General features: G+C 63.7%; 21 protein-coding genes. 5 read left to right on the top strand and 16 right to left on the bottom strand.

Features of this window, described 5'->3' with window-relative positions:
• Positions 1–122: 122 nt before the first annotated feature.
• The 3 genes from N430_RS16720 to N430_RS16710 are packed head-to-tail and all read right to left on the bottom strand — an operon-like array spanning position 123 to position 1942.
• Positions 123–644 (bottom strand): DUF2937 family protein, encoded by a 522-nt coding sequence (locus N430_RS16720; protein ID WP_110637070.1) that lies wholly within the window; start codon positions 642–644, stop codon positions 123–125.
• A gap of 9 nt (positions 645–653) precedes the next feature.
• Entirely contained in the window at positions 654–1427 is a 774-nt protein-coding gene (locus N430_RS16715; protein ID WP_110637073.1) for a class II glutamine amidotransferase, read from the bottom strand.
• Between the two features lie 14 nt (positions 1428–1441).
• The gene (locus N430_RS16710; RefSeq protein WP_110637076.1) at positions 1442–1942 is read right to left on the bottom strand and encodes an MFS transporter; all 501 of its coding nucleotides are present in this window, start codon (positions 1940–1942) and stop codon (positions 1442–1444) included.
• A 91-nt stretch (positions 1943–2033) separates the two neighbouring features.
• Here N430_RS16710 and N430_RS16705 point away from each other — a divergent pair, with 91 nt between their 5' ends.
• Entirely contained in the window at positions 2034–4076 is a 2043-nt protein-coding gene (locus N430_RS16705; protein WP_110637079.1) for a S9 family peptidase, read from the top strand.
• A gap of 159 nt (positions 4077–4235) precedes the next feature.
• On the opposite strand, the gene N430_RS16700 is transcribed toward N430_RS16705, so the two are convergent.
• Positions 4236–4514, bottom strand: a complete 279-nt coding sequence (locus N430_RS16700; protein WP_110637081.1) for a hypothetical protein — start codon at positions 4512–4514, stop codon at positions 4236–4238.
• A gap of 132 nt (positions 4515–4646) precedes the next feature.
• Here N430_RS16700 and N430_RS16695 point away from each other — a divergent pair, with 132 nt between their 5' ends.
• On the top strand, positions 4647–5018 hold the full coding sequence (locus N430_RS16695) for a YajD family HNH nuclease (protein WP_060510327.1): 372 nt from the start codon (positions 4647–4649) through the stop codon (positions 5016–5018).
• A gap of 74 nt (positions 5019–5092) precedes the next feature.
• Positions 5093–5563 carry an RNA methyltransferase gene (locus tag N430_RS16690; protein ID WP_079229290.1) on the top strand — a complete coding sequence of 157 codons (471 nt, stop codon included), beginning with the start codon at positions 5093–5095 and terminating at the stop codon, positions 5561–5563.
• Positions 5564–5651: 88 nt separating this feature from the next.
• On the opposite strand, the gene N430_RS16685 is transcribed toward N430_RS16690, so the two are convergent.
• The 6 genes from N430_RS16685 to gabP all read right to left on the bottom strand — a co-directional run bounded on the left by N430_RS16685 (position 5652) and on the right by gabP (position 13505).
• Positions 5652–7142: an aldehyde dehydrogenase gene (locus N430_RS16685; protein ID WP_110637084.1), complete on the bottom strand. Its 1491-nt coding sequence runs from the start codon at positions 7140–7142 to the stop codon at positions 5652–5654.
• A gap of 13 nt (positions 7143–7155) precedes the next feature.
• The gene (locus N430_RS16680) at positions 7156–8049 is read right to left on the bottom strand and encodes a dihydrodipicolinate synthase family protein (RefSeq protein ID WP_116583646.1); all 894 of its coding nucleotides are present in this window, start codon (positions 8047–8049) and stop codon (positions 7156–7158) included.
• Positions 8050–8124: 75 nt separating this feature from the next.
• Positions 8125–9453: an MFS transporter gene (locus N430_RS16675; protein WP_110637090.1), complete on the bottom strand. Its 1329-nt coding sequence runs from the start codon at positions 9451–9453 to the stop codon at positions 8125–8127.
• 182 nt (positions 9454–9635) lie between these two features.
• Complete coding sequence (locus tag N430_RS16670; protein WP_110637093.1) at positions 9636–10955, bottom strand: FAD-binding oxidoreductase; 1320 nt, start codon at positions 10953–10955, stop codon at positions 9636–9638.
• 60 nt (positions 10956–11015) lie between these two features.
• Complete coding sequence (locus N430_RS16665) at positions 11016–11732, bottom strand: GntR family transcriptional regulator (protein WP_110637095.1); 717 nt, start codon at positions 11730–11732, stop codon at positions 11016–11018.
• A gap of 375 nt (positions 11733–12107) precedes the next feature.
• A complete protein-coding gene (gabP, locus tag N430_RS16655) occupies positions 12108–13505 on the bottom strand; it encodes a GABA permease (protein ID WP_110637097.1) in 1398 nt (465 codons plus the stop codon).
• Between the two features lie 262 nt (positions 13506–13767).
• On the opposite strand from gabP, the gene N430_RS16650 reads away from it, so the two are divergent.
• Positions 13768–14091 (top strand): DUF2892 domain-containing protein, encoded by a 324-nt coding sequence (locus tag N430_RS16650; RefSeq protein ID WP_110637099.1) that lies wholly within the window; start codon positions 13768–13770, stop codon positions 14089–14091.
• Between the two features lie 122 nt (positions 14092–14213).
• Here N430_RS16650 and N430_RS16640 read toward each other — a convergent pair whose 3' ends face one another.
• Both N430_RS16640 and N430_RS16635 read right to left on the bottom strand, forming a co-directional pair.
• Positions 14214–15422: a hypothetical protein gene (locus tag N430_RS16640; protein WP_110637102.1), complete on the bottom strand. Its 1209-nt coding sequence runs from the start codon at positions 15420–15422 to the stop codon at positions 14214–14216.
• Positions 15423–15462: 40 nt separating this feature from the next.
• Positions 15463–15912, bottom strand: coding sequence for a YcgN family cysteine cluster protein (locus N430_RS16635; protein ID WP_060510309.1), 450 nt, complete (start codon positions 15910–15912; stop codon positions 15463–15465).
• 146 nt (positions 15913–16058) lie between these two features.
• Between N430_RS16635 and N430_RS16630 the strand changes: the two genes are divergently transcribed.
• Positions 16059–16652 (top strand): nitroreductase family protein, encoded by a 594-nt coding sequence (locus N430_RS16630; RefSeq protein WP_110637105.1) that lies wholly within the window; start codon positions 16059–16061, stop codon positions 16650–16652.
• A 107-nt stretch (positions 16653–16759) separates the two neighbouring features.
• Here N430_RS16630 and N430_RS16625 read toward each other — a convergent pair whose 3' ends face one another.
• The 4 genes from N430_RS16625 to N430_RS16610 form a co-directional block, all read right to left on the bottom strand.
• A complete protein-coding gene (locus tag N430_RS16625; protein WP_110637107.1) occupies positions 16760–17692 on the bottom strand; it encodes a D-2-hydroxyacid dehydrogenase in 933 nt (310 codons plus the stop codon).
• Positions 17693–17694: 2 nt separating this feature from the next.
• Entirely contained in the window at positions 17695–17988 is a 294-nt protein-coding gene (locus N430_RS16620; protein ID WP_110637109.1) for a YcgL domain-containing protein, read from the bottom strand.
• On the bottom strand, positions 17985–19118 hold the full coding sequence (gene rnd / locus N430_RS16615; protein ID WP_110637111.1) for a ribonuclease D: 1134 nt from the start codon (positions 19116–19118) through the stop codon (positions 17985–17987). Before rnd ends, N430_RS16620 begins: the two co-directional genes overlap by 4 nt.
• An 89-nt stretch (positions 19119–19207) precedes the next feature.
• Complete coding sequence (locus N430_RS16610) at positions 19208–20845, bottom strand: phosphoethanolamine transferase (RefSeq protein WP_110637267.1); 1638 nt, start codon at positions 20843–20845, stop codon at positions 19208–19210.
• Positions 20846–21006 lie beyond the last annotated feature (161 nt).

Raw genomic sequence — 21006 nt, 5'->3', positions numbered from 1 at the left:
TGCCTGCACCGGCCTCTTCGCGGGCTCGCCCGCTCCCACAGGTACTGCACAGGGCTCAAAGGCGGCGATATCCCTGTGGGAGCGGGCATGCCCGCGAAGAGGCCGGTACAAGCAACAAAAAATCAGCGCCAGCTCTCTTTCACCGCCCCGCGCCGCCCGCCAAGGATCACCCAGCCAATCCCCAGCAGCAGGCTCTCGACCACAAAGGCCAGCACAAACCCGGCCCCGACGCCCCAGCCAATCGCCTCGGGCACCAGCAAAATCTGGTAGCTGTACCCCTTGAGCGTCTCTTCGCGCAGCTGCGGCTCCGGCTGCACCAGCACATGCCAGGTGCGGCTCAGCCACGACCCTTGCAGCGCCTGCCATTCGTCTTCCAGCAGCTGATTACGAATCAGCAGGCTTTCGATGCTGTTGGCATCACTGAGGAACACCGGGTCGTCACTGGTCCGGTAATGCCGCACCAAGGCCTGCAGATCACCGTTGAAGAAGCGCTCGGCAGTCTGCTTGAAGCCATCCAGCGCCTGGCGCGATTCGAACAGGTGCGCCTCGGCCCGCTGGCTGTAGTCCTTGACCAGCCCAGGCACCTGGATACCGGCCAGCAGGCCGAAGGTGAACAGCAGCAACCGCAGGTAACTTCTGAACATGCAGCGTCCTTAGCTCTGGCCTTGCACAACGCACTCGCCGTGCCGCCACAGGCCCCATTGGCCGGGTTCGTAGCGCCGCCAGGTCTCGTTCTCGGTCAAGGCCTCGGTGGCGATCACCGTGACCACGTCGTTGGGCGTGGTTTCGGTATGAAAATCGACGATCAGGTCGACATCCTTCAAGCGGGCGGCACCAAACGGCGCACGCCGGGTAATGTGTACCAGCTTGGTCGAGCAGAAGCAGAACAGCCAGTCGCCGTCGCTGAGCAGGCAGTTGAACACGCCCTTGCTGCGATACTCGGCACAGGCTTCGACCAGCACCGGCAGCAGCTGTTCCACTTCGACCGGTTCAGGGAAAGCCGCACGGATGCGGTTGAGCAGGTCGCAGAAGGCTGCTTCGCTGTCGGTATCGCCCACCGGGCGATAGAAGGTCGCTTCGCCCTTGAACTCGCCGAGCTGGCCGTTGTGCGCGAAGCACCAGTTGCGGCCCCACATTTCGCGGACGAACGGGTGGGTGTTGGACAGGCACACCCGGCCGACGTTGGCCTGGCGGATATGGCCGATCACCACTTCGCTCTTGATCGGGTAGCGCTGCACCAGGTTGGCGACTTCCGATTCACTGCTCGCGGCCGGGTCCTGGAACAGGCGCAGGCCGCGCCCTTCGTAGAAGCCGATGCCCCAGCCGTCGCGGTGCGGGCCGGTACGCCCGCCGCGCTGCATCAGGCCGGTGAAACTGAAGACGATGTCGGTGGGGACGTTGGCACTCATGCCCAGCAGTTCGCACATGGGGGTGTCTCCGCTTACAGGCGTGGCTCGACCCGGCCGCGGCCACCGCTCGGTGCGGCCGGTGGCGGGTCGTCGCGGTAACGGTCATGGCGCTCGGCGGCCATTGGCGCACCAGCCGTGACTGCAGTGTCCTCGGCGGCACGGCGCTGGGCGGCGGCTTCAGCCTGCGCGCGGCGCTCGCGGGCGCGCTTTTCCAGCGGCCAGCGGATCAGCACGAAGACGATGTACAAGGCGAAGGCGATCATGCCGTACATGGCGAAATCGGAAATCGCCCGCCAGGCGTTGTTGCCGACCTTGAACGCAAGGTCCAGGGCGGTGATGGCAATCGCCGGGGCAAAGCTGTCCTTGACCGGGTCGACGATGGTCGGGGTCAGCAGCAGCACCGCCAGGATCACCCGCAGCGGTTCACGCAGCCAGCGCCACATCCAGCCGGTGAGTTTGAAGCCCACCAGCAGGCAGCCCAGGGCGGCGACAGCGTAGAGGCCCCAGGCGAAGGTGTAGTCGTTCTCGATCATGGTGTTCGTGCAAGCCAGGCAAAGAGATGCCTATGATAAACACTTTTCAGGGCGCAGACAGCGTCTCCCTGTCCCGGTCAAGAGATCCCCGATGCCAACCAAGCCTCAGCCCCCCATTGCCCGCCAGGACCAGGCCACTGATCCCTACGCCTGGCTGCAACAGCGCGACACCCAGGAAGTGCTCGATTACCTGCAAGCGGAAAACGCCTATCAGGAAGCCTGCCTGGCCGACCAGGCACCGCTGCGCGAGCAGTTGTTCGAAGAGATCAAGGGCCGCATCCTCGAAACCGACCTGTCGCTGCCCTCGCCCTGGGGCCCGTACCTTTACTACACACGCACCACCGCGGGCGACGAATACCCGCGCCACTACCGCTGCCCACGCCCGGCGGACGATTCCAACACAGTCGATGAAAGCCAGGAGCAACTGCTGCTCGACCCCAACGCCCTGGCCAACGGCGGCTTCCTCTCGCTGGGCGCGTTCAGTGTCAGCCCGGACCACCACCTGCTGGCCTACAGCCTCGATACCAGCGGCGACGAAATCTACAGCCTGTACGTCAAGGACCTGACCAGCGGCAACCTGACCGCCCTGCCCTTCGACGACTGCGACGGCAGCATGACCTGGGCAAACGACAGCCAGACGCTGTTCTTCGCCGAGCTGGACGACACCCACCGCCCCTGGCGCCTGCGCCGTCACACCCTTGGCGAGACCGACGCGACCACAGTGTTCGAAGAGCCCGACGGCCGCTTCTTCCTGCACTGCTACCGCACCAGCTCCGAGCGCCAGCTGGTGCTGCTGCTCAACAGCAAGACCACTAGCGAGGCCTGGGTACTCGACGCCGAAACACCACAGGCGCCATTCACCTGCCTGGCGCCACGGGTCGAGGGCCACGAGTACTTCCCCGACCACGGCCAGCTCGACGGCCAGTGGCGCTGGTTCATCCGCACCAATCAGGACGGCATCAACTTCGCTCTCTGCCATGCCCCGGCCACCCCGGTGCCCAGCCGCGACCAGTGGCAGGTGCTGGTGCCGCACCGCGACGACATCATGCTCGAAGGCCTGAGCCTGAATGCCGACGCGCTGACCCTGAGCCTGCGTGAAGGCGGCCTGCCAATCATCGAAGTGCGCCCGCAGGGCCTGGCCCCCTACCGAGTCGAATTGCCCGATGCGGCCTACAGCCTGTACGTGCAGGACAGCCTGGAGTTCGCCAGCCGCCGCGTGCGCCTGCGCTATGAGGCGCTCAACCGCCCGGCCCAGGTGCGCCAGCTGGAGCTGGCCACGGGCGCCCAGGAAGTGCTCAAGCAGACGCCGGTGCTCGGCCAGTTCGATGCCGACGACTACGTCAGCCAGCGCCTGTGGGCCACCGCGCCAGACGGCACCCAGGTACCGATCAGCCTGGTGCGCCGCCGCCAAGACCTGGGCAAGACCGTGCCGCTCTACCTGTATGGCTACGGCGCCTACGGCGAAAGCCTCGACCCGTGGTTCTCCCACGCCCGCCTGAGCCTGCTGCAACGCGGCGTGGCCTTTGCCATCGCCCACGTGCGCGGCGGCGGCGAGCTGGGTGAAGCCTGGTACCGCGCCGGTAAACAGGAACACAAGCACAACACCTTCAGCGACTTCATCGCCTGCGCCGAACACCTGATCGCCGAGGGCGTGACCGCGCCAGAGCGCCTGGCCATCAGCGGCGGCAGCGCCGGTGGCCTACTGATGGGCGCGGTGCTCAACCTGCGCCCTGAGCTGTTCCGCTGTGCCATTGCCGAGGTACCGTTCGTCGACGTGCTCAATACCATGCTCGACCCCGAGCTGCCGTTGACCGTCACCGAGTACGACGAATGGGGCAACCCCGAGGAGCCCGAGGTGTACGCGCGCATCAAGGCCTATGCGCCCTATGAGAATGTCAGCGCCCAGGCCTACCCGGCCATGCTGGTGGTGGCCGGCTACAACGACAGCCGCGTGCAGTACTGGGAAGCCGCCAAGTGGGTCGCCCGTTTGCGCACGCGCAAGACCGACGACAACCTGCTGCTGCTCAAGACCGAGATGGGTGCCGGGCATGGCGGGATGAGCGGGCGGTACCAGGGGCTGCGCGATGTGGCGCTGGAATATGCGTTTGTCTTCGGCGAGTTGGGTATTGCTTGAAAATGCCGGGGGCGCGTTGCGCCCCTTTCGCGACGCAAGGCCGCTCCCACAGGTACTGCACATGCCCTGAATACTGCGCTGAAACTGTGGGAGCGGCCTTGCGTCGCGAAAGGGCTGCAAAGCAGCCCCAGGATCGTGCAGCCAATCCATTACTTTCAGTCAATCATCCTGCGCAGGCGGTTTTACCGGTTCCTGGTGCAGGCCGGGCAAGTCCTGGTCCTTGGGCGGCCCCGGTACCGGCATCGGCGGCAGCAGCGGCGCGCCCGGAGTGCTGTCGTAGGCCTTGGGCGGCGTGCTCGGGGTGATCTGCGGGTAAGGCGTGGGCGTCGGCGTGCCCGGCGCACCGGGTACCGGGGTGTTCAGCCGTGGTGGCGTGCCTGCCGCTTCAGCCAGGGGCATGGCGGCGACAAGCAGCGCAGCGAGGATCGCGTGGAACATCAGCAACCTCCTGTCGGGAACCTCTCTACAGGCTACGCCGATATTCGAGTTTTCGCCTGTCCGCCTGCCCTGCAAGCGCGCTAGACTCAATGGCATAACCGTCATCTGCCTGATCAGAACAAAGGAAACACCATGAGTTCGGCTTCCACCTCCGCCGCCACCGCCCGCCTCGATCGCATCCTCGCCGACGCCAAGCGCGACAAGGAGATGGGCTACCGCGACAAGGCCCTGAAAATGTACCCGCACGTGTGCGGCCGCTGTGCCCGCGAGTTCGCCGGCAAGCGCCTGAGCGAGCTGACCGTGCACCACCGTGATCACAACCACGACAACAACCCGCAGGACGGCTCCAACTGGGAGCTGCTGTGCCTGTACTGCCACGACAACGAGCACTCGCGCTACACCGACCAGCAGTACTTCAGCGAAGGCTCCACCAGCACCCCGAGCATCGCCAAGGCTACCCACAACCCGTTCGCCGGGCTGGCGGGCATGCTGAAAAAGGACTGACCGTCAGCACTATCCCCCTCGTCGCCGGCAAGCCCGTATAATCGCGCTCTTTTTTTCGCGAAAGGCCCCGGCACGTGGCAAACAAACGGTACAGCTGCATCGGCCTGTTCAACCCCAAGTCTGCGGAGAACGTCGGTTCGGTGATGCGCGCAGCGGGTTGCTACGGCGTCAACTCGGTGTTCTACACCGGCAAGCGCTATGAACGCGCGCGTGACTTCGTCACCGACACCAAGCGGGTGCACTACGACATTCCGCTGATCGGCATCGACGACCTGCAACGCATCATTCCCCTGGGTTGCACGCCAGTAGCGGTGGAGCTGGTTGACGGCGCACGGCCGCTGCCTGAATACACCCACCCGGACCGGGCGATCTATATCTTCGGGCCTGAGGATGGCTCGTTGAGCGAGGAAGTGCGGGGCTGGTGTGAAGAGACTATCTACATCCCCACCGAAGGCTGCATGAACCTGGCGGCGACGGTGAATGTGGTGCTGTATGACCGCATGGCCAAGGGGCTGAATACCCGCTCTGGGCCCAAGTTCAAATAAAAGACAAATAAAAAAGCCGCCCATGCAGTAAAACTGCAAGGGCGGCCAGGTGCTGAGCTCCGTCAGAACAGCACCGGTCTTGCTCAGATCACGAAGCGTTGATCCAGATGGTCTTCAGCTCCGTATACTGATCGTGGGCCCAGATGGACTTGTCGCGCCCACCAAAGCCAGACTCCTTGTAGCCACCGAACGGCGTGGTCACATCACCCTCGCCGAAGCAGTTGACCGTCACCACGCCCGCGCGGATTTCACGCGACAGGCGCAGCGCGTTGCGCAGGCTGCCGGTGTAGGCCGAGGCAGCCAGACCGTAGACGGTGTCGTTGGCCAGCTCGATCGCCTCGTCAATGGTCTCGAAGCTGGTCACGCTCAGCACCGGGCCAAAGATTTCCTCGACGAACAGCTTGTTGTCGCGGCCAACGTTGTCGACGATGGTCGGCTGCACGAACACGCCTTCCTCGGTCTCGCCACCCTGAACGATGCTGAGTTTCTGCTCGGCAGCGTATTCCAGGTACGACTTCACCTTTTCGAAGTGCGACTTGCTGACCATGGCGCCCAGGCGGTTGTCCGGGTCGAGCGGGTCGCCCAGCTTCCAGTCCTTCAAGTGCTTGGCGATCAGGCCCAGCAGCTCGTCCTTGACGTCCTTGTGGACGATCAGGCGCGAGGACGCCGAGCAGTTCTCACCCATGTTCCAGAACGCACCGGCGGTGACGAACTGGGCCACTTCGTCGAGGTCTTCGCAGTCGTTCATGACCACGGCCGGGTTCTTGCCACCCAGCTCCAGGACGATGCGTTTGAGGTTGGACTCGGCAGCGTATTTCAGGAACAGGCGACCGGTATCGGTGGAACCTGTGAAGCTGACCATCGGGATGTCCATGTGGCGGCCAATGGCTTCGCCGACTTCACGGCCACCGCCAGGTACCAGGTTGAACACGCCTGCAGGAATGCCCGCCTCATGGGCCAGTTCGGCCACGCGCAGGGCGCTGAGGGTGGTTTCCTTGGCCGGTTTGACCACGATCGAGCAACCGGCGGCCAGCGACGGGGCGATCTTCCAGGCCAGCATCAGCAGCGGGAAGTTCCACGGCAGTACCAGGCCAACCACGCCAATGGCTTCACGCACTACCATGGTCACGGCGGCATTGCCGGTCGGGGCGGTGGCGTCGTAGATCTTGTCGATCAGCTCGGCGTGCCAGCGGATGGTGTGGATGGTTTCCGGCACGTCGACGGTCTGGCACTCGCTGACCGGCTTGCCGCTGTCCAGCGCTTCCAGCACCGCCAGCTCGTGGGCGTTGTCTTCCAGCAGCTGGGCGAACTTCTGCAGCACGTGCTTGCGGTCGTTCGGCTGCATCTTCGACCAGGTGCCCTCTTCGAACACGCGCTTGGCCGCCGCCACCGCAACGTTGACGTCGTTGACGTCGCAGGCGGCGACCTCAGCCAGCTGCTTGCCGGTGGCCGGGTTGGTGGTGACGAAGGTGCGACCGGAGATGGCATCGCGGAATTCACCGTCGATGAACGCCTTGGTGCGCAGCTGCAGGTCGGCGGCGATGGCCGCGTATTGTTCCTTGCTCAGCAATTCAGCCATTTTTCCAGCCTCCTTATTTGATCTGGGCGATGGTGGCCTTCAGTTCGCTGACCACGCGCTTGAGTTCGGCCTTCTCGGCGTCATCCAGGTCGTACAGTGGCTTGCGCACGCCGCCAGTCTTCAGGCCGTTCAGGGCAACGCCGTTCTTGATCGCCTGGACGAACTTGCCACCTTCGAGGAAGTCCATCAGCGGCATCATGGCGGCCATGATCTTGCGGCCCTTGTCGAAGTCCTTCTCGATCACGCAGGCCTCGTACAGGGCCACGTGCTCGCGCGGGATGAAGTTGGAGCCGGCGCAGACCCAGCTCTTGGCGCCCCAGGCGAAGAATTCCAGGGCCTGGTCGTCCCAGCCGCACGACAGCTGGATGTTCGGGCGCTTGATGGCCAGGCGGTGCAGCTGGGCCATGTCACCGGAGCTTTCCTTGATGGCGACGATGTTCTTCACGTCGGCCACGGCGTCGAAGAACTCCTCACCCATGCTCACGCTCATGCGGCCTGGGTAGTTGTAGAGCATGATCGGCAGGCCGGCGGCGGCGTCGACCGCTTTGACGTGCAGGGCGATTTCCTGCTGGGTCGGCAGCGCGTACGGCGGGGTGCCGACCAGCAGCGCGTCAGCCTTGATTTCCTTGGCGTGCTGGGCGAAGGCCACGGCGTCTTCGGTGCGGATGCCACCGGTGCCGACGATCAGTGGCAGGCGGCCGTTGAGCACGTCCTTGGCCTGGGCGGCCAGCTCGATGCGCTCCTGGGTGGTGTGGGCGTAGTACTCGCCGGTGGAGCCGCCGATGATGACGCCATGGATCTTCGACTCGACCAGGTATTCGAGCACTTCGGCGAACGCCGCCTTGTCGATCGAGCCGTCCGCAGCCAGCGGAGTGATTGCCGGGGTGTAGATGCCTTCGAATTTCACGGTAGGTTCTCCAGTGCGTTGATCAGTGTTGTAAAGGCCACGACGGATCGACGCCGTGGCGGGTTGTCAGTCAATTCAGCCCAGCGAAGCGGCCTGTTGCAGGTTCAGCGAACGGGTTTCCGGGGCCAGGGCAACCGAGAAGGCCAGGCCGACGAACGTCACCGCGGCAGCGGCATACATGGTTGCGCCGATGCCATAGCTGTCCAGGGCGATAGGCACCAGCCAGGTGCCGACGGCGGCGCCGATCCGCGACATCGAGGTGCCTACGCCCACGGCGCCAGCGCGAATTTCGGTGGGGAACAGTTCGTTCGGGTAGACCAGCTGCAGCACCTGGGCACCGCCGATGAACAAGGCGTAGGCGCCGAACAGCACGAGGATGAGCATCTCGTTGCCGTTGCTGAAGGCCCCCAGGCCGAGCAGTGCCAGCCCCGACCAGAAGAAGCTGTGCAGCAGCGTGGTGCGCCGGCCGAGGGTGTTCAGCAGGCGAGTGCCGATGATGCAGCCGACCACGAACAGGCAGGTGATGGCCACCGAGCCGATCGCCGCCCAGTCCCCTTTCAGGTTCAACGCACCGAGTACTTTCGGAGCGAAAGCGTAGACGGCGAACACCGGGATCACCGAGCAGGTCCAGAACATGGTGACGAACAGCATGCGTTTGCCGTAGCCGGAGTGCAGCAGGCTGAGGAACGACAGCTTGCGGGTCTTGGGTTCCTCGGGCAGGTTCTTCAGGCTGAAACCGTTGCCGTAGACTTGCTTGATCACCTGCTCGGCCTCGGCCGAACGGCCCTTGCTGATCAGCCAGCGTGGCGATTCCGGGGTGCCCAGGCGGATGGCGAACAGCAGTGCGCCAATCACTGCGGCACTGGCCAGCACCAGCCTCCAGGCATCGTCGCCACCGTGGCGCAGGATCGCTTCACCGGCCATGTAGGCCGTGGCGGCGCCGGCGAACCACAGCACGGTCAGGGTGGCCAGGCGTGGGCCGCGGTTCTTCTTGGGCAGGAACTCCACCAACAGCGAAGTCGCCACCGGGTATTCGATGCCCACCGCGATGCCGATGACGAAGCGCAACAGGAACAAGGCCAGCGCCGACTCCACCCAGAACTGCGCGACCGAAGCCAGCATGAACAGGACCGGGCCGACGAAGAACACCCGTTTGCGGCCCAGGCGGTCGGTCAGCCAGCCGCCAAAGAAGCCACCGAAGAAGATGCCGATCAATGCCGAGGCGGCGATCATGCCCTGCCAGAAACTGGTCAGGTTGAGGCCGGCGGACATCTGCACCATGGCCACGCCGATGATGCTCAGCACGTAGCCATCGACGAACGAACCGCCACCGGAACGCAAGGTCAGCAACTGGTGGAAGTTGTTGATCGGTACTTCTTCAATCGAATGATTCGGACTTGTCATTGTTAGTTCCTACCACTTCTTGCTTGCACATATTCAAGGCGAGCGCATCCGCGAAACTGAAAACCACATTCAGCCCCGGGTGACCGGACTACGCATCTCGATCATCAAATTCGGGCAAAGGGCGCCCGTGCCGGCAAATAACCACCGGCATCAAGTTGCTTGCTGTCTACTTCAAAGAACGGTCAGCTTTCCTTGCCAGCGCGGAACTGCCCCCACATCAGGTTGGCGTTCAAGCCCAAGGAAACCAAGGGCTGCGGCGGGTTCGCACAAGGCCCGGGGGCATTGAGCAGAAACTCGATCAGTTCGTTCTTGTCACCCGCCAGCCAGTCGGCCAGCAACTTGCCGGTGACGGTGCCACGGGTAACGCCCAGGCCGTTGCAGCACAATGCGCCCACCACATTCGGCGCCAACTTGCCGAAGAAGCCCATGTGGTTGCGCGACAAGGCCAGTGCACCGCCCCAGGTATATTCGAAGTTCACGCCGGGCAACATCGGGAAGCGCCGGGCAAAGGATTCGCGGTGACGCTCGACGAAGCGCTCCAGGTATTTGCGGTTGCTGCGCCCGTCCGGGTTGTAGCTGAAGCTGTTGCGGATCAGCAGGCGGTTGTCGACGGTACGGCGCATGGTGGTGCCGAATGGGTCGGCCGGGATCACGCCCCAGAAGGGCTTGCCACCCAGGCGTGCCTGTTCGTCCTCGGTCAGCGGGCGGGTGATGCTGCCGTAGGTGAACACCGGCAGCATGCGGCCCTTGAGGAAGCCGAAGCTCATGCCGAAGGCGTTGGTGGTGAGCACCAGCTTGTCGGCCGTGATCGAGCCATTGGCGTGGCGCAGCACGACCTTGTCGCCGTACTCGACGTCGGTGATCGGTGTGTGCTCGTAGAGGGAAACGTTGCTTGGCAGGCTGTCGGCCAGGCCTTTGACCAGCGCCGAAGGCTGCAGCAGTGCCGTGCCCGGGGTGAACAGGCCCTTGCGGTAGAAGTGGGTGCCGATGTGCTCGGGCAGGTCGCGCCCTTCAATCACTTCGTAAGGCTGGCCGAGCTTGTCCAGGCCACGGCGGTAGGCATCCAGCACAGCGATGCCACGGTCTTCGATGGCGGCTTGGTACTTGCCGCAATGGCGGAACTGGCACTCGATGTCATAGCGCTCGATCAGTTCCTTGAGGTACGACTGGCCACCCAGGTTGAGCTTGAGGATGGTCTTGGCAATGTCGATGTCGCCGATGTAGTCCTCGGCGCCGATGTCGTGCGGCAGGTCGATGGCGAAACCGGCGTTGCGCCCGGAGGTGCCGAAACCGACCTCCTGGGCCTCGATCAGTACGATCTCGTCGTCAGGGAAGTTCGTTGCCAGCTGCCGCGCAGCGGCCAGGCCGGTGAAGCCGGCGCCGACCACCACCCAGCGCGCCTGGCTGTGGCCACTGTGGGCCGGCCTTGGCGTGCGAGGTTTGCTCAGGTGATACCAGCCACAGGTGGCATCATCGGCAGGTAACGAACTTATTCTTGTCATGTCACTAACCTGGTTCTTGTTTCGACGGGTGGTCAGCGCGGGTGGCGACGACCGGGTAATTCATATCTGAATCGGTACATCCAGCCCTTGCGGTGCTGCGTATTCGGCCATGCGCCGACGCGACAGCTCCATATGCTCGCGGGCCAGCTGGCCAGCGGTTGGCGCATCACGGCGCTCGATGGCCTCGATGATCTGTTCGTGCTGCTCACAGGCGATCTCGAGGTCCCGCTGCATGTCGTCGGTAGTCGGATGGCGGTAGAAAATCTTGCCCAGGCGGGTATGGTCGATGAGCAGGCGGCGCAGGCTTGGCATCAGGTAATCGTTGTGCGCCATCTTGCCGATTTCCAGGTGGAAGGCGTCGTTGTAGAGCACGCGGTTTTCCACGTCGCGCTCTTCGATGGCCTGGCGGAACTTGGCCTGGATGGCCTTGAGCACTTCGATTTCATCAGCACTGGCGTAGGTGGCGGCCAGCTGGGTGGTGGCAACGTAGATAAGCGGCGCGGCAACGTAGAAGCTGTGCAGCGACTCGTGGTTCATGGCGGCGACGCGAGGTGCGCGGTTGGCTTCCAGCTCGATGTAGCCTTCGGCGGCGATCTGGCGCAGCAGCTCACGGACCGGGGGGCGCGACAGGCCGAACTCGTCGCACAACGCCAGTTCGTCCACCACGGCGCCCGGGGCCAGTTCCATGCTGAGGATCCGGCGGCGCAGCGCTTCGGCAAGGACGGCTTTGCGGTCCTGCGGCACTTCTGCAGCGAGTGGTTGGACGGTGGCTTTCATGGCGGCCTTCTTTGTTGTCATAGAGCGATGTCTACTATTTGTATAACGACTATATGGCACTGTTAGACAATGTGTCTACAGCATTTTCGATGAACGGTGAAATCTCTCAGAGCCCGTGTTTCAAGGGGTTTGAGGGCTTTCCAGAGGTGAGATTAAACACCCTCGAGGCTGCATTGCCAAACCGGACAGGTAATTATCCAGATCAGACAAATGTGCAAAATGTGCCGGCCCTTTCGCGGGCAAGCCCGCTCCCACAGGGACCGCGCAGCTCGGGAGGACTGTACTGTATCTGTGGGAGCGGGCTTGCCCGCGAAGAGGCCGGCACAAACAAAAAAGCCATCTGCAGGCAGATGGCTTTGTTCGCTTCACTCCGAATCAGGCCGCAGCCAACGCCTCTCGCCGCTCATGCCGCTTGCTGGTAATCACGCCCAGCACCAGGATCACCAGCGCCAAGGCCAGGGTCAGTGACACCTCCATCCGGTGTTGCGGCATCACGAACATGGTGCCCAGCGCGAACACGATGAAGCCGATCACCGCATAGGTCAGCCACGGATACAGCCACATCTTGAAGGCGATCTCGACGTTCTGCCGCTGCAGGATGGCGCGCATGCGCAGCTGCGAGAAGGCGATGGCCAGGTACACCAGCAAGGCGATCGAGCCGGAGCTGGCCAGCAGGAAGGCAAACACCTCGGCTGGCGCGAAGTAGTTGACGATGGTCGCCAGCATGCCGATCAGCGTGCTGCCGATCACTGCCGCACGGGGCACGCCAACTTGGGAAGTGCGCTGAATGAAGCCCGGTGCGTCACCGCGCTTGCTCAGCGAATAGAGCATGCGCGAAGAGATGTAGATCGACGAGTTCAGGCAACTGGCCACCGCCACCAGCACCACCATGTCCACCAGCAGCTTGGCATATGGGATGTGCATGATTTCCAGCGCACGCTGGTAGGAGCCCTGCACCGGCAGCAGCGGGTCGTTCCACGGCACCACCGAGATGATCACGAAGATCGACAGCAGGTAGAACACACTGATGCGCCAGATCACCGAGCGGGTGGCCTTGGCGATGTTGCGCGCCGGGTCCTTGGATTCCGACGCGGCGATGGTCACCGCTTCGGTACCCAGGTAGCTGAACATGGTGGTGAGCAAGGCGCCGATGATTGCCGTCCAGCCGTTGGGCATGAACCCGCCCTGCTCCTCCAGCAGACGTGGCAGGCCACTGACTTCACGGCCCGGCAACACCCCGGCCAATGCTGCGGCGCCCAGGGCGATGAACGCGACGATGGCGATGACCTTGAGCATGGCGAACCAGAACTCGAATTCACCGTACTTGGCCACGCTGAACAGGTTGGTGGCGGTCAGCAACACGGTCATGCTCAGGGCGAAAAACCAGGCATCGATGTGCGGGAACCAGTTGTTGAGCACCACGCCGGCGGCGATGGCTTCGATGGGGATGACCAGTACCCAGAACCACCAGTACAGCCAACCGATGGTGAACCCGGCCCAGCGCCCGATGGCGCGGTCGGCATAAGTGGAGAAGGAGCCTGTGTCGGGGCTGGCGACCGCCATTTCGCCGAGCATGCGCATCACCAGTACCACCAGCGCACCGGCCAGTGCGTAGGCGACGATGGCTGAAGGCCCTGCGGCGGCGATGGCGTGCCCGGAGCCGATGAACAGCCCGGCACCGATCACCCCGGCGATGGAGAGCATGGTCACATGGCGTTGCTTGAAGCCTTGCGCCAGCTGATTGCCGGCGCCAATCGCGCTTGTCATTGTCATCCTGATCCCTGCTTTTGTTCTTTTGTGGAGGGGGACGTGAAGCTCCTGGGTCGAAACCCAGCGTGGATGAGCTTCGCGCGGGGACAAGTTAATCCTGCGGGCGCCCGCGTCAGTTGCCCCTATCCGCCAGGCAGTTGACCAGACCGGACATTGAGACGGACGGAATGCCCATTGCAGAGCCTTCGCGACCGCCCGGCACAACGAATGAACGCTCGCGGCAAGCTGCAGGTCAGCTGCTTACATTCCACAAGGAGGGCAAGCCATGCTCGATATCCATAACGCTCCGGGGTCGCGGGAGCACAATGTTCATGGCCTGGAACGCGCAGGGTCGCTGGCTGGTGGGGCGCTGATGCTCAGCAAGGGGCTACGCCACGGCGGGCTGATCGGGCTGTTGCAGATGGTGGTCGGTGGCCTGGCGGTGGCCCGTGGGCTCAGCGGGCACTGCTCGACCAAGGCCTGGTGGCAGAAGCATCGGAAGGAGTATCACCGCTTGCGTTCGGATATCGAGCGCAGTGCGGCGGAGCTGGAGGTGCTCAAGGCCAGTGCCGAGGCGGCTACCCGGGGGGTGACAGTGACGGGTGGCTGAGTCTTGGGCTGGCCTGTCCCGGCCTCTTCGCGGGCACGCCCGCTCCCACAGGATCACCACAGGTCCTGAGAGTTGTGCGGTACCTGTGGGAGCGGGCGTGCCCGCGAAGAGGCCGGTGCAGGCTAGCGCAGGGCTTTGCTTTGCAGCACGTCGGACCGGCGCCCCAATACGTTCTCGCTGATCTGCACGAACTCTTCGGTGCTCACGCTGGGCAGGCGCATCAACGCCCTGGTCACATCATCCAGCGAGCGTTTAGCCTGGGTATGGATGCGGATTTCCTTGTCCAGCGCCTGCAACACCATCACCCCGCGGGCCACCTGCGCCGGGCTGGCGTGCTCGGCACGCAGCTGGGTGACCTGGCCGCCCTGCTTCTGCAAGCGCGCCTGCCATACCTCGTAACGGTCATCGCTGATGCCACCGGCACGGCGCAACAGCTCGGTGGCGTAGTACTCGGTCAAGCCCTGGCCCAGCCAGTCGCTGTTGTCACGCACCCGAATCTGCGCAAACAGCTGCACCAGCTCGCGCAACAGCGGGCTGCTGCCATTCTCGCTGACCATCGGCCGGCTACTGTGCAGGTAGATCGAACTCTCCGCCACCGTCGCCCCGCGCCACATGCCATCGCGGGCCCCCACCAGCAGCAGCTTGGCCGGGTTGCGCGGGAACACCGCCTGCAATTGCGGCCAGACGAAGGTCAGCAAGGTCAGGCTGTCCATCCGCCGCATGCCCTGCCCTACCGGCGCGGCCACGGTCACGTCGGTCTCACCCAGGCGGGCGCGGCGGCTGCCAAGGTCGCCCGCGAGCATCCAGCCGGTCGGGCGGTCGAACAGGCGGGACACGTTGTCGATGCGGAACTTGTCCTTGCCGATGCGTGGCCAGGACGTTTCGATGCTCTTCCAGCCTTCAGGCAAGTCGACCGTCAGGCGTGCCACCAGCTCGGTGCCGTCCTGCTGGTCGAGGCGCGCAGGCGGCACCAGCTGATCGCCGAGGAACAGCGCCCAATGCGGGGTGATGCGTGAGGAGTAGGCGCCGCTGCGCAGTTTCTGGTCCAGCTTCACCCGGTAGCTGAGGCTGGTCTTGCCCGTCGCCGGGTGCCACACGCCGCGTTCGCCCTGTTGCTGCCACTGGCCATCGGCCTGGAAGCCACTGTAGGTGTCGGCCTTGCCCAGGTCGAAATCCAGGCTGCGCACGGCACTGCCTTCGGCCAGGGTCAGGCGCACTTCGGCCTGGCCATTGGCAGGCAGCAAGCGCACCTGGTAATCGAGGTCGACTTTTTTTGCCCAGGCCGGCGAACAGGCCACAAGCCCCAGGAGCAACAACAGCTGGCAACGCATAGCGAAACTCCTTGTTCCTCAGAGGCGACGGGTGCGCCGTTCAGCTGGCGCGGAAAATCAGGTGGTCTTCCCAGTCGTCTTCGTCCACATCATGTTCACTGAGCATACGCCCCGATTGCGAGATGCGCTGTTCATGCACCTGCTTGCGGTCACCGCACACTAGGTGATGCCACTCGGGCAGGTCCTTGCCCTCGCTGACCAGGCGGTAACCACAGGTGCTCGGCAGCCATTTGAACTGGTCGGCCTTGCCCGGGGTGAGCTGGATGCAATCGGGCACATGGGCGAAGCGATTGGGATAGTCGCTGCACTGGCAGGTATCGAGGTCGAGCAGCTTGCAGGCGATGCGCGTGTAATAGACGCTGTTGTCGTCTTCATCCTCGAGCTTTTGCAGGCAGCACAGGCCACAGCCGTCACACAGCGACTCCCACTCTTGCGGGCTGAGTTGTTCGAGGGTCTTGCGCCGCCAGAACGGCGCGCTGTCAGCGATCATCACACGGGTTTCCTGCAGTCATCTTGGTGGCCGCGGTGCGCGGCGGCGCCAGTCTAGAGCCTGGCCTTCGGCAACGCCAGACCGCTTGTCAGTGCCAGGCGGACGCAGTAGCGTGCGTGCTTTGCCATCCACTTGCAGGAGCAGCCATGAGCGCCACCCCCCGCATTGCCGATTACGCCATCAACGAGCAGTTCATCAACCGCTGGTCGCCACGCGCCTTCACCGCCGAACCAATCAGCGAAGAGACCCTGCTGAGCTTCCTCGAAGCGGCACGCTGGGCGCCGTCGGCCTACAATTCGCAGCCTTGGCGCTTCCTGTATGCGCGCCGCGATACGCCGAGCTGGGAGCGTTACCTGAGCCTGCTGGTGCCGTTCAACCGCAGCTGGGCACAGCAGGCGTCGGCGCTGGTGCTGATCATTTCCAAGACCACCTTCGCAGCACCTGGCGCCAGCGAAGAAAAGCCGGCGCTGTGGCACACCTTCGACACCGGTTCCGCCTGGGGCCACCTGGCGCTGCAGGCCAGTATCAGCGGCTGGCACACCCACGGCATGGCCGGGTTCGACCAGGCACTGGCACGCCAGGAGCTGAAGATTCCGGAAGGCTATGAGCTGCATGCCATGGTGGCGATCGGCAAGCTGGGCGACAAGGCCAGCCTGGACGAGGCGCTGCAGGCGCGTGAAGTGCCGAGCCCGCGTCGGCCGCTGAGCGAGCTGGCGACTGAGGGTGATTTCAGCCTGTAAGGCTTGTGTCGCCTGTGCTGGCCTCTCGCGGATAAATCCGCTCCTACAAGGCCGCGCGCCCTGTAGGAGCGGATTTATCCGCGAGAGGCCAGCACAGGCAAAAGAGGTCAGTAACCCCGGGCGAAGTCGACTTCGCCGCGCAACCCCTGCCCCTCTGCATACGCCCGCACATTCCCGGCAAACAACCGCACCATCGCCGCCGGCGAGGTGGGCGCCGAGCTGTGCCCGGTCAGCAACAAGCCCCAGGCAGTCCAGAACGGATGCCGTTGCGGCAGCGGCTCCTGCCGGCACACATCGATCACCGCCCCGGCCAGATGCCCCTGCTTCAGCGCCTCGACCAGGTCGGCATCGACCACCGCCGCGCCACGCCCGGCATTGATGAACAGCGCCGTGGGCTGGAAGCACTGGAACAGCGCTGCGTCATACAGGTCATGGGTGGCCGGTGTGTCCGGCAGCAAGTTGAGCACGTAATCCACCTGCCCGACCATGCGCGGCAAATCCGCCAGCCCCGCCACTTCGACGAACGGCGCCTGCTCGCGTGCGCTGCTGGCGATACCGTAAAGGGTCACGCCAAACGGCACGAGTAACTCGGCCACCCGCTGGCCGATATCGCCGGTACCGACGATCAGCACCTTGCGCCCTTCCAGGGTACGCCCCGGGCGGTCATCCCAGCGACGCTCCACCTGGCTGACCAGGCGCGACAGCACTTCCCGCTCATGCCCGAGCATGTAGGTCAGCATGTACTCGGCCATCACCTGGCCGAAGATGCCTACGGCACGGGTCAGGCGGTAGTCACGCGGCAGCCCTTCGGCCAGCAATGGCGTGATGCCGGCCCAGGTGGACTGCATCCATTCAGGCTTGTGGCCCTGGCGCAGCAAGCTCGCCAGCAAATCCGGCTGGCCCAGCCATACCGGGCACTGCGGCGCCTGGCGGGCCAGTTCGGCGGAGTCGCCGCTGGTCAGGACTTCCAGGTCCGGCATGGCTTCGCGCAGCAGTTCGGCGTATCGAGCATGATCATGCTCAGCAATCAGTACACGCATGATCAAACCGGGTCGTTACGGCGCAGCAGCTCTTCGGGCAAGTGCTCGATGTACTCGTCCTCGGCCGGTGGCATCTGCAGGTGATAACCCTGGGTCTCGAGGTTTTCCAGCACCTTGGCGATGTCCTCGCGGGCCAGTTGGCGCTCCGGGGTCAACACCAGGTCGAAGGCGTGCACCGGCTTGCCAAAGAAGGGCAGCAGCGCCTCAGGCACGCGCTCCAGGCCATCGGCCTTGAGCACGTACAGGTACATTTCGTTCTTGCGTGGGCTCTTGTAGATCGAGCAGATACGTTTCATTGCTTGTCTCCGGCACCTGCCAGGTCATCCAGCAGGGCCTGGCCCATCCGCTCACGGCGCCAGCCGCGCAGCGAATCGGGCAGTTGATAAGGGCCGTTCGGATAGCCGCTCTTGAGCAGGGCTTCCAGGGTTTTCTTGCGCAGCATCAGCTCCGGGGCGATCCCCAGGCGCTCACCTTCGGCCTGGCCGATGGCACGCAGGCGCTTGAGGATACCGGCGGCTTCGATCGGCAGCGGCTCAGGCAAGGGCTGTGGCCATTGCTCGGACGGCAGGTTGCCGGCGCGCTTGATCAGTTCGAGCAGGAAAGCGCCGTCCTGGCGGATGGTGCGCGGGTGCATTTCTTCAATCTTGGCCAGGGCCGACAGGTTGTCCGGCTGGCTCTTGGCCATGGGCCACAGCGAGTGTTCCTTGAGAATGCGGTTGCGCGGCACATCACGGCTGCGCGCTTCGCGCTCGCGCCAGGCGCACAGTTCGCGCAGCACCGCCAGTTGCTGGCGGCCCAGCTTCCAGGCGAGCTTGACGTCACGGTACAAGGTCTCGGGTTCGACTTCACGGCGCAGCGCGGCCACCAGCTCGGCGCCATCGTCCAGCACCCAGGCGTACTTGTCGCCGGACAGGCGTGGCTGCAAGGCGGCGAACAGTTCGGCGAGGTGCACGGCATCTTCGGCGGCGTAGCTGACCTGGGTTTCCGACAGCGGGCGCTGCAGCCAGTCAGAACGGGTTTCGCCCTTGGGCAGCTCGATGCCCAGCACTTCCTGCACCAGGCGCGAATAGCCCATGGAGAAGCCCAGGTTCAGGTAACCGGCGGCCAGCTGGGTGTCGAACAACGGTTGCGGCAGTTTGCCGGTGAGGCGCAGCAGCACTTCAAGGTCTTCGCTGCAGGCGTGCAGCACCTTGACCACGTTGCTGTCGTCGAGCAGTTCGCCCAGCGGCTGCCAGTTGCCGATCAGCAGCGGGTCGATGAGGAAAGCCCGCTGCCCGTCACCGACCTGCACCAGACCGGCTTTCGGGTAGAAGGTGTCGACCCGCATGAACTCGGTGTCGAGCGCCACGAACGGCAGTTCGCGCCACTTGCGGCAGTGTTCGGCCAGGGTCTGGTCGTCACGGATCCAGTGAATTTCGATGGCCACAAGGCTCTCCCACAAACATTGGCGCGCAGTATATACGGCGCGGGCCCTGCTGGTGAAACCTGCGCCATCCCTGGTTTAGATGAACGGCCTCAACGCTGGGCTGCCAGCCACGGCCGGCAGCTGGCAAACATGTCCAGCGACTGCTGGTAGACCTCGGTGCGTACTTGCAGCAGGCCCAGCATCGAATGGAACAGGTTGTCATGCGACAACGGTGCATCGCTGAGCTTGGCCAGGCAGTCGGTGTCGATGCCGAAGTCCTCCTTGTAGCTGTCGGAGAACCAGGTCAGCAGCGGCACATGCTTCTGTTGCTCCGGGGCAATGGCATACGGGGTGCCGTGCAGGAACAGGTTGTACTCGCCCAGCGACTCGCCATGGTCGGACAGGTAGATCATCGCCGTGTCGACCTTGTCCTGCTTGCTGCGCAGGGTATCGATCAGCGACGACAACACCTTGTCAGTGTAGGCCAGGGTGTTGTCATAGCCGTTGATGATTTCCTGCTCGCTGCACTGGTTCAGCGCGTTGCTCTGGCACACCGGGGTGAAGCGCTCGCCGTCTTTAGGGTAGCGCTTGAAATACTCGGGGCCGTGGCTGCCCATCTGGTGCAATACCAGCACGGTGTCCTTGTCGAGGTTGTCGATCAGCTCGCCCAGGCCCTGCAGCAGGATTTCGTCATGGCACTCGCCACTGGCGCACAGTTGCGGATCCTTGAGGTTGCTGACATCGATGAACTGCACGCGGTCGCAGGTGCCCTTGCAGCCCGACTGGTTGTCGCGCCACTGCACGGCCAGGCCGGCACGCTGGAGGATGTCCAGCAGCCCTTCGCGGTTCTTCGCCACGCGGGCGTCGTATTCCTTGCGCTTCATGCCGGAGAACATGCACGGCACCGAGACGGCGGTTTCGGTACCGCAGGAATGCACATCGGAGAAACTCACCAAGCCCTGTTCCTTGGCCAGGTTCGGGGTGGTATCGCGGTCATAGCCCAGCACGCCGAAGTGATCGGCCCGCGCACTTTCACCGACTACCAGCACGGTCAGCGATTTGCGCTCGTGCTTCTGCCAGGCCGCGTCACGCTTGGCATCTTCGCCATAGTTCTGGAACGGGCGCGCTGCAGTACCGACGCGCTCGTTGACATAACCGATGGTTGCGCCAACGACATTGCTCGGGGTGAGCATCAGGCGCAGTTCGTGGTGGTTGCGAAACAGCGACGACAGCCCTTGATAGTTGACCAGTGCCACCGAGCCCAGCGCCACCACGCAGGCGCCGCTGACCACCAGCTTGCCGAGCAGTTCGCGGTGCCACGGGCGGTAGGCGATCTGCGCCTTCCACAGCAATACCGACGGCAATACGCCGAGCAACAGAATATAGGCAGCGAACTTGAACGACATCAGATCGCGCACTTCCGCAACATTGGTCTCGGCCATGTTGCGGAACATGCCAGCGTCAATAAGTACGCCGTATTGGTTCATGAAGTAAGCGGCACTCGCGCCACTCAAGAACAACACGATCAATAACGGTTTCAAGACATAACGAAAGGCGAACAGCGTCAACACCAGGTTGAACGCGAACAGCATCAGCACCGCGAACGCCAGGCTCAGCCAGAGCCCCGACATCCCGGCAGGCACCACCTCTTGCAGGTGCCCCCAGAGGAACATGTTGAGACCGACCAGCAGGTAAACGCTGGCCAACAGCGTGACCCATTCAGTCCGCAGGGATTTGAAGTTGAGCATCGGCATTCGCAATCAAGAGTGGTTATCAACCCCCCAGGCCAGATGGCACCGTGGGAAAGTCGGGCGAACTCTAGAAAGCGCACCATCAATTTTTCGTGAAAAAGACGGTAACAAATTCGTAAGCCGATGCATTTTTTTACATTAAATTAACTTCATTCAGC

The sequence above is a fragment of the Pseudomonas sp. CC120222-01a genome (assembly GCF_003097235.1).
GTDB lineage: Bacteria > Pseudomonadota > Gammaproteobacteria > Pseudomonadales > Pseudomonadaceae > Aquipseudomonas.
Note: the sequence above shows the minus strand (reverse complement) of the source record. Positions and strands in the feature narration are given on the sequence as shown.

Excerpts from the sequence above, each read along its gene's own strand:
- N430_RS16640 (WP_110637102.1), bottom strand. The coding sequence starts at position 15,422 with ATGCGTTGCCAGCTGTTGTTGCTCCTGGGGCTTGTGGCCTGTTCGCCG.
- N430_RS16695 (WP_060510327.1), top strand. The coding sequence starts at position 4,647 with ATGAGTTCGGCTTCCACCTCCGCCGCCACCGCCCGCCTCGATCGCATC.
- N430_RS16700 (WP_110637081.1), bottom strand. The coding sequence starts at position 4,514 with ATGTTCCACGCGATCCTCGCTGCGCTGCTTGTCGCCGCCATGCCCCTG.
- gabP (WP_110637097.1), bottom strand. The coding sequence starts at position 13,505 with ATGACAATGACAAGCGCGATTGGCGCCGGCAATCAGCTGGCGCAAGGC.
- N430_RS16630 (WP_110637105.1), top strand. The coding sequence starts at position 16,059 with ATGAGCGCCACCCCCCGCATTGCCGATTACGCCATCAACGAGCAGTTC.
- N430_RS16620 (WP_110637109.1), bottom strand. The coding sequence starts at position 17,988 with ATGAAACGTATCTGCTCGATCTACAAGAGCCCACGCAAGAACGAAATG.
- N430_RS16710 (WP_110637076.1), bottom strand. The coding sequence starts at position 1,942 with ATGATCGAGAACGACTACACCTTCGCCTGGGGCCTCTACGCTGTCGCC.
- N430_RS16675 (WP_110637090.1), bottom strand. The coding sequence starts at position 9,453 with ATGACAAGTCCGAATCATTCGATTGAAGAAGTACCGATCAACAACTTC.
- N430_RS16705 (WP_110637079.1), top strand. The coding sequence starts at position 2,034 with ATGCCAACCAAGCCTCAGCCCCCCATTGCCCGCCAGGACCAGGCCACT.
- N430_RS16625 (WP_110637107.1), bottom strand. The coding sequence starts at position 17,692 with ATGCGTGTACTGATTGCTGAGCATGATCATGCTCGATACGCCGAACTG.
- N430_RS16715 (WP_110637073.1), bottom strand. The coding sequence starts at position 1,427 with ATGTGCGAACTGCTGGGCATGAGTGCCAACGTCCCCACCGACATCGTC.
- N430_RS16665 (WP_110637095.1), bottom strand. The coding sequence starts at position 11,732 with ATGAAAGCCACCGTCCAACCACTCGCTGCAGAAGTGCCGCAGGACCGC.
- N430_RS16720 (WP_110637070.1), bottom strand. The coding sequence starts at position 644 with ATGTTCAGAAGTTACCTGCGGTTGCTGCTGTTCACCTTCGGCCTGCTG.
- N430_RS16650 (WP_110637099.1), top strand. The coding sequence starts at position 13,768 with ATGCTCGATATCCATAACGCTCCGGGGTCGCGGGAGCACAATGTTCAT.
- N430_RS16670 (WP_110637093.1), bottom strand. The coding sequence starts at position 10,955 with ATGACAAGAATAAGTTCGTTACCTGCCGATGATGCCACCTGTGGCTGG.
- N430_RS16685 (WP_110637084.1), bottom strand. The coding sequence starts at position 7,142 with ATGGCTGAATTGCTGAGCAAGGAACAATACGCGGCCATCGCCGCCGAC.
- N430_RS16610 (WP_110637267.1), bottom strand. The coding sequence starts at position 20,845 with ATGCTCAACTTCAAATCCCTGCGGACTGAATGGGTCACGCTGTTGGCC.
- N430_RS16635 (WP_060510309.1), bottom strand. The coding sequence starts at position 15,912 with ATGATCGCTGACAGCGCGCCGTTCTGGCGGCGCAAGACCCTCGAACAA.